The organism is Pseudomonas sp. (assembly GCF_050739995.1).
In the GTDB taxonomy this organism is placed as follows: Bacteria; Pseudomonadota; Gammaproteobacteria; order Pseudomonadales; family Pseudomonadaceae; genus Aquipseudomonas.
Genome location: NZ_JBOICG010000220.1, coordinates 1 through 5,183 on the forward strand (window position 1 = coordinate 1; position 5,183 = coordinate 5,183).

The following is a 5,183-nucleotide window of genomic DNA, read 5'->3' on the forward strand; positions in this document are numbered from 1 at the left end:
GCCGTGGCCCGGCACGTAGACGATGATCTTGTCCTGCGCGAGGTGGTACACGCCCTTGAAGTCCTTGTAGCAACCGATCGGCCAGGTGATCGGCGCGGCCTTGATCTTCAGGACGGCTTCGATTTCATCCAACAGCTCGATGGGATCGCGGATATCGCGGTCGAGTTTGTTGATGAAGCTGACGATAGGCGTGTCACGCAGACGGCACACGTCCATCAGGGCGATGGTACGTGGCTCTACGCCTTTACCGCCGTCGAGAACCATCAACGCCGAGTCCACCGCAGTCAGAGTGCGGTAGGTGTCTTCGGAGAAGTCTTCGTGGCCCGGGGTGTCGAGCAGGTTGACCATGTGGTCGCGATACGGGAACTGCATGACCGACGTGGTAATGGAGATACCCCGTTGTTTTTCCATTTCCATCCAGTCGGAGGTGGCATGGCGGTCGGATTTGCGGGATTTCACCGTGCCGGCCACTGCGATTGCCTTGCCCATCAGCAGGAGCTTCTCGGTGATGGTGGTTTTACCGGCATCGGGGTGGGAAATAATGGCGAAAGTGCGGCGTTTCGCGACTTCGGCGGCCTGGTGGGTCATGGGAAATCGCCTGGCAGGTGAGTCAAAAAAGGGCGGCGAGTATAGCGCAAACCCCGGGGGCCGGACCACCGTTCACCCGATTAGGGGTGGCTAAATGCTGCCAAGTGTGGAACCTTTTAAAAGGTCGAGACGTCCACTCCCCTGCTACCGCACTCGTAACAGGGGCTGAAAAATCAGCAAGTTAGCCTGACGAGGCTGCGCTCATGGCTCGGAGTTTTACCGCGTTGCCGGTATGGACGAGCTGCTTTTCGCGAACGTATTCGAAGGCGGCCAGAAATGGCATTGCCGCCGGAGAATGTGTTCGCCGACAAAAGAAAAAAGGAGTCCGCCTGTGGCTATTCGCTATGGCAAAGGGCTGATAGGAGGAGCGGTTGTCGTCGCTCTCCTGGCCCTGCTGGTCCACTGGATCGGCATCAACACGATCGAACTGTACCGCGACGATTTGTTGTTTTACCTGCAAGCTCACCTGATCCTCGTTCTTGTCTCCATGCTGGCCGCCCTCGTTGTGGGCATCCCCGCCGGTATCCTGCTCAGCCGACCGCACATGGTCGGGCGCGCAGAACGCTTCATGCAGATCTTCAACATCGGCAACACCGTCCCTCCCCTGGCCGTACTGGCCATCGCCCTCGGCGTCCTCGGCATCGGCAGCGGCCCGGCCATCTTCGCGTTGTTCCTCGCCTCCCTCCTGCCCATCGTGCGCAACACCTACGAAGGCCTCAAAAACGTCCAGGGCTCCCTGAAAGAGGCTGCCACCGGCATCGGCATGACGCCGCGCCAGGTGCTGTTCCGCGTGGAATTGCCCAACGCCGTGCCGATCATCATCGGTGGCGTGCGTGTGGCCCTGGCGATCAACGTCGGTACCGCACCGCTGGCCTTCCTGATCGGCGCCAACAGCCTGGGTAGCCTGATCTTCCCTGGCATCGCCCTGAACAATCAGCCGCAATTGCTGCTTGGCGCCGCGTGCACCGCGTTGCTGGCATTGCTGCTTGACGGTCTGGTGACCATGGCCAGCCGCCTCTGGCTGGAACGCGGGTTGCGTCCGTCTTAAGGCCTGGCAAAGGAATACACATGAAAAAGATAACGCTGATATTGAGCTGCTTCCTGCTGCTTGCAGGCATTGCGCAAGCCGCCGAAAAACCGGTGATCCGCATCGGTGCCCGGGTGTTCACCGAACAGACCCTGCTTGCCGAAATCACTTCCCAGTACCTACGCACCAAGGGCTACGACACCCGTGTGACCGGTGGCCTGGGCAGCAACCTGGCACGCAGTGCCCAGGAAAGCGGGCAACTGGATTTGATCTGGGAATACACCGGCGTGTCGCTGGTGGCCTACAACCATGTCGATGAGAAGCTCGACAGCGAACAGTCCTACGCCCGAGTGAAAGAACTCGACGCGAAAAAAGGCTTGGTCTGGCTGTCGCCGTCGAAATTCAGCAACACCTACGCCCTGGCCCTGCCCGAGAACGTGGCCCAGGCGTTCCCGCAGATCAACAGCATCAGCGACCTGACCCAAGCCTTGGCCGAAGACGCCAAAGCCACACGTCTGGTGGCCCTGGACACCGAGTTCGCCAACCGTTCCGACGGCATGGGCGGCATGGTCAAGCTGTACGGCATGAACCTCACGCGCAAAAACACCCGGCAGATGGACGCTGGCCTGGTCTACACCGCGTTGCGTAATGGCCAGGTGTTCGCCGGGTTGGTCTACACCACGGACGGGCGTCTGAATGCCTTCAAATTGAAGCTGCTGGAAGACGACAAGCACTACTTCCCGGACTACACCGCCGCGCCGGTGGTGCGTCAGGTTTATCTCGATGCCCACCCGCAATTGGCCGCTGATCTCAAGCCACTGGCCGCCCTGTTCGATGACGAAACCATGCGTCAGCTGAATGCCCGGGTCGACGTCGACCATGAAAGCCCTTCCGCTGTAGCCGCCGATTTCCTGCGCCAACATCCGATCAATCAATAAGAGGAGAAGACATGGAATTCCTGAACGCCTTTTCCCATCTTGATTGGGCCCAAGTCCTGCACCTCACGTGGCAGCACATTACCCTGGTCGGTATCGCCGTGATCCTCGCGATCCTGATCGGCGTGCCTCTGGGCATCCTGATGACGCGTTTTCCGACGCTGGCCGGGCCGCTGCAAGCCAGCGCCACGGTCTTACTGACGGTGCCATCCATCGCCCTGTTCGGCCTGCTGCTGCCGTTCTATTCCAAGTTCGGCCAGGGCCTGGGGCCGATGCCGGCGATCACCGCCGTGTTCCTCTATTCCTTGCTGCCGATCATGCGTAACACCTACCTGGCCCTGACCGGCGTGGAACCAGGCATTCGCGAAGCCGCACGCGGCATCGGCATGACGTTCGGCCAGCGCCTGCGCATGGTCGAGCTGCCTATCGCCGTGCCGGTGATCCTCGCCGGTGTGCGCACCGCCGTGGTGATGAACATCGGTGTGATGACCATTGCCGCCACCATCGGCGCCGGTGGCCTGGGTGTACTTATTCTGGCTTCCATCAGCCGCAGCGACATGTCGATGCTGATCGTCGGCGCCGTGCTGGTCAGTCTCCTGGCCATTTTCGCCGACCTGCTTCTGCAATGGCTGCAACGCTCGCTGACTCCAAAAGGATTGCTCAAATGATCGAACTTCAAAACCTGTCCAAGACCTTCCAAAGCAACGGCAAGACCGTAACAGCCGTGAACGATGTGAGCCTGACCGTCAATGAAGGCGAAATTTGCGTATTCCTCGGCCCCTCAGGCTGCGGCAAGAGCACCACGCTGAAGATGATCAACCGCCTGATCAAGCCCTCTTCAGGCAAGATTTTGATCAACGGCGAAGACACCACCGACCTGGACGAAGTGACCTTGCGCCGCAACATCGGTTATGTGATCCAGCAGATCGGCCTGTTCCCCAACATGACCATCGAAGAAAACATCGTGGTGGTGCCGAAACTGCTCGGCTGGGACAAACAGAAATGCCACGACCGCGCCCGCGAGTTGATGAGCATGATCAAGCTGGAACCCAAGCAGTACCTGCATCGCTACCCGCGTGAGTTGTCGGGCGGGCAGCAACAGCGGATCGGCGTGATCCGTGCTCTGGCGGCCGATGCGCCGTTGTTGTTGATGGATGAACCGTTCGGCGCGGTCGACCCGATCAACCGCGAGATGATCCAGAACGAGTTCTTCGAGATGCAGCGGGCGCTGAACAAGACCGTGATCATGGTCAGCCACGACATCGACGAAGCGATCAAGCTGGGCGACAAGATCGCGATTTTCCGCGCCGGCAAGCTGCTGCAGATCGACCACCCGGACACGCTGCTCGCGCACCCGGCCGATGAATTCGTCAGCAACTTCGTAGGCCAGGACAGCACCCTCAAGCGCCTGCTGCTGGTGAAGGCCGAAGACGCGGCGGACAACGCACCGTCGGTGAGCCCGGAGACGCCAGTGGCCGATGCGCTGGAACTGATGGACGAGCATGACCGCCGTTATGTGGTGGTCACCTGCGCCGAGAACAAGGCACTGGGCTATGTACGACGTCGCGACCTGCACCGTCAGACCGGGACCTGCGGGCAATACCTACGCGAATTCAATGCCACGGCAGCGTATGACGAGCATTTGCGCATCCTGTTGTCGCGCATGTACGAGTTCAACCGTTCGTGGTTGCCGGTGATGGATGCGGAGCGGGTGTTCCTGGGGGAAGTGACCCAGGAGTCGATTGCCGAGTACTTGAGCTCCGGTAAGTCGCGTGGGGGCAAGACCAGTATCGTCTCCCCCGCCGAAACCGCGTTGGCCTGACCTGACACAACACAGGTCAAAATGTGAGAGGGGGCTTGCTCCCTCCCACATTTAGTCTCTGGTGTGTCAGGAAATGCCGTCAATTTCCCTTCTGCGAGGAACATCATTCCGTCACACCGGTCGGTTACATAAGTAGCTGCACGAGGTGCCGCGACGAACGCGTGCAAAAACGCGACATTTTTAGTTGATCTATAGCCCCTCACGTCCTAAAGTTCGCGCCGAACGTCCATGCTGGAAACGATCCATCCGGCTCAAGTACTGACGACGAGACAGCAAGGCCAAGGGAAGCGGTTATTCCCATGGCCTTTTTGCTTTCGGCGACATGCCTTGGGAAGTAGGCGAACCAAAGTGGGGATACGGAGGACGTTCATTTGCACCCATTGACTAAAACAGTTTGCCCTTAGGAGTTCCCAGCATGTCGATCCAGGTCGAAGATTATTTCGCGCGCGCCACTTTTGACAAAATGAAGGCGTTCGCCGACAAGCAAGAAACCCCATTCGTGGTGATCGACACTGCGATGATCAGCCAGGCCTACGATGACCTGCGCGCCGGTTTCGAATTCGCCAAGGTTTATTACGCGGTCAAGGCCAACCCGGCTGTCGAGATCATCGACCTGCTCAAAGACAAAGGTTCGAGCTTCGACATCGCTTCGATCTATGAGCTGGACAAAGTGATGGACCGTGGCGTCAGCCCGGACCGTATCAGCTACGGCAACACCATCAAGAAGTCCAAGGACATCCGCTACTTCTACGAGAAAGGCGTGCGCCTGTTCTCCACCGACTCCGAAGCCGACCTGCGCAACATCGCCAAG

At 59.3% G+C, this 5,183-nt stretch carries 5 protein-coding genes and 1 pseudogene; 5 read left to right on the forward strand and 1 reads right to left on the reverse strand.

The genetic code is table 11. The features are described 5' to 3' along the window. The coding region (locus ACRESD_RS07615; protein WP_431750362.1) for a GTP-binding protein at positions 1-588 on the reverse strand (588 nt) is incomplete at its 3' end. Between the two features lie 295 nt (positions 589-883). Between ACRESD_RS07615 and ACRESD_RS07620 the strand changes: the two genes are divergently transcribed. The 5 genes and pseudogenes from ACRESD_RS07620 to ACRESD_RS07640 all read left to right on the forward strand — a co-directional run. Continuing rightward, complete coding sequence (locus ACRESD_RS07620; protein ID WP_431750364.1) at positions 884-1,636, forward strand: ABC transporter permease; 753 nt, start codon at positions 884-886, stop codon at positions 1,634-1,636. Positions 1,637-1,656: 20 nt separating this feature from the next. After that, a complete protein-coding gene (locus ACRESD_RS07625; protein ID WP_431750363.1) occupies positions 1,657-2,553 on the forward strand; it encodes a glycine betaine ABC transporter substrate-binding protein in 897 nt (298 codons plus the stop codon). A gap of 11 nt (positions 2,554-2,564) precedes the next feature. Then, positions 2,565-3,218 carry an ABC transporter permease gene (locus tag ACRESD_RS07630; protein ID WP_135287373.1) on the forward strand — a complete coding sequence of 218 codons (654 nt, stop codon included), beginning with the start codon at positions 2,565-2,567 and terminating at the stop codon, positions 3,216-3,218. Beyond that, entirely contained in the window at positions 3,215-4,372 is a 1,158-nt protein-coding gene (locus ACRESD_RS07635) for an osmoprotectant ABC transporter ATP-binding protein OsmV (RefSeq protein ID WP_005784718.1), read from the forward strand. The genes ACRESD_RS07630 and ACRESD_RS07635 overlap by 4 nt, the downstream gene beginning before the upstream one ends. A gap of 415 nt (positions 4,373-4,787) precedes the next feature. Further along, positions 4,788-5,183 (forward strand): annotated as a pseudogene (locus ACRESD_RS07640) (type III PLP-dependent enzyme); the annotation flags it as partial.

Bases quoted from the DNA above. Each gene is read 5' to 3' on its own strand.
- ACRESD_RS07620 (WP_431750364.1), top strand. From the start codon at position 884: ATGTGTTCGCCGACAAAAGAAAAAAGGAGTCCGCCTGTGGCTATTCGC.
- ACRESD_RS07625 (WP_431750363.1), top strand. From the start codon at position 1,657: ATGAAAAAGATAACGCTGATATTGAGCTGCTTCCTGCTGCTTGCAGGC.
- ACRESD_RS07630 (WP_135287373.1), top strand. From the start codon at position 2,565: ATGGAATTCCTGAACGCCTTTTCCCATCTTGATTGGGCCCAAGTCCTG.
- ACRESD_RS07635 (WP_005784718.1), top strand. From the start codon at position 3,215: ATGATCGAACTTCAAAACCTGTCCAAGACCTTCCAAAGCAACGGCAAG.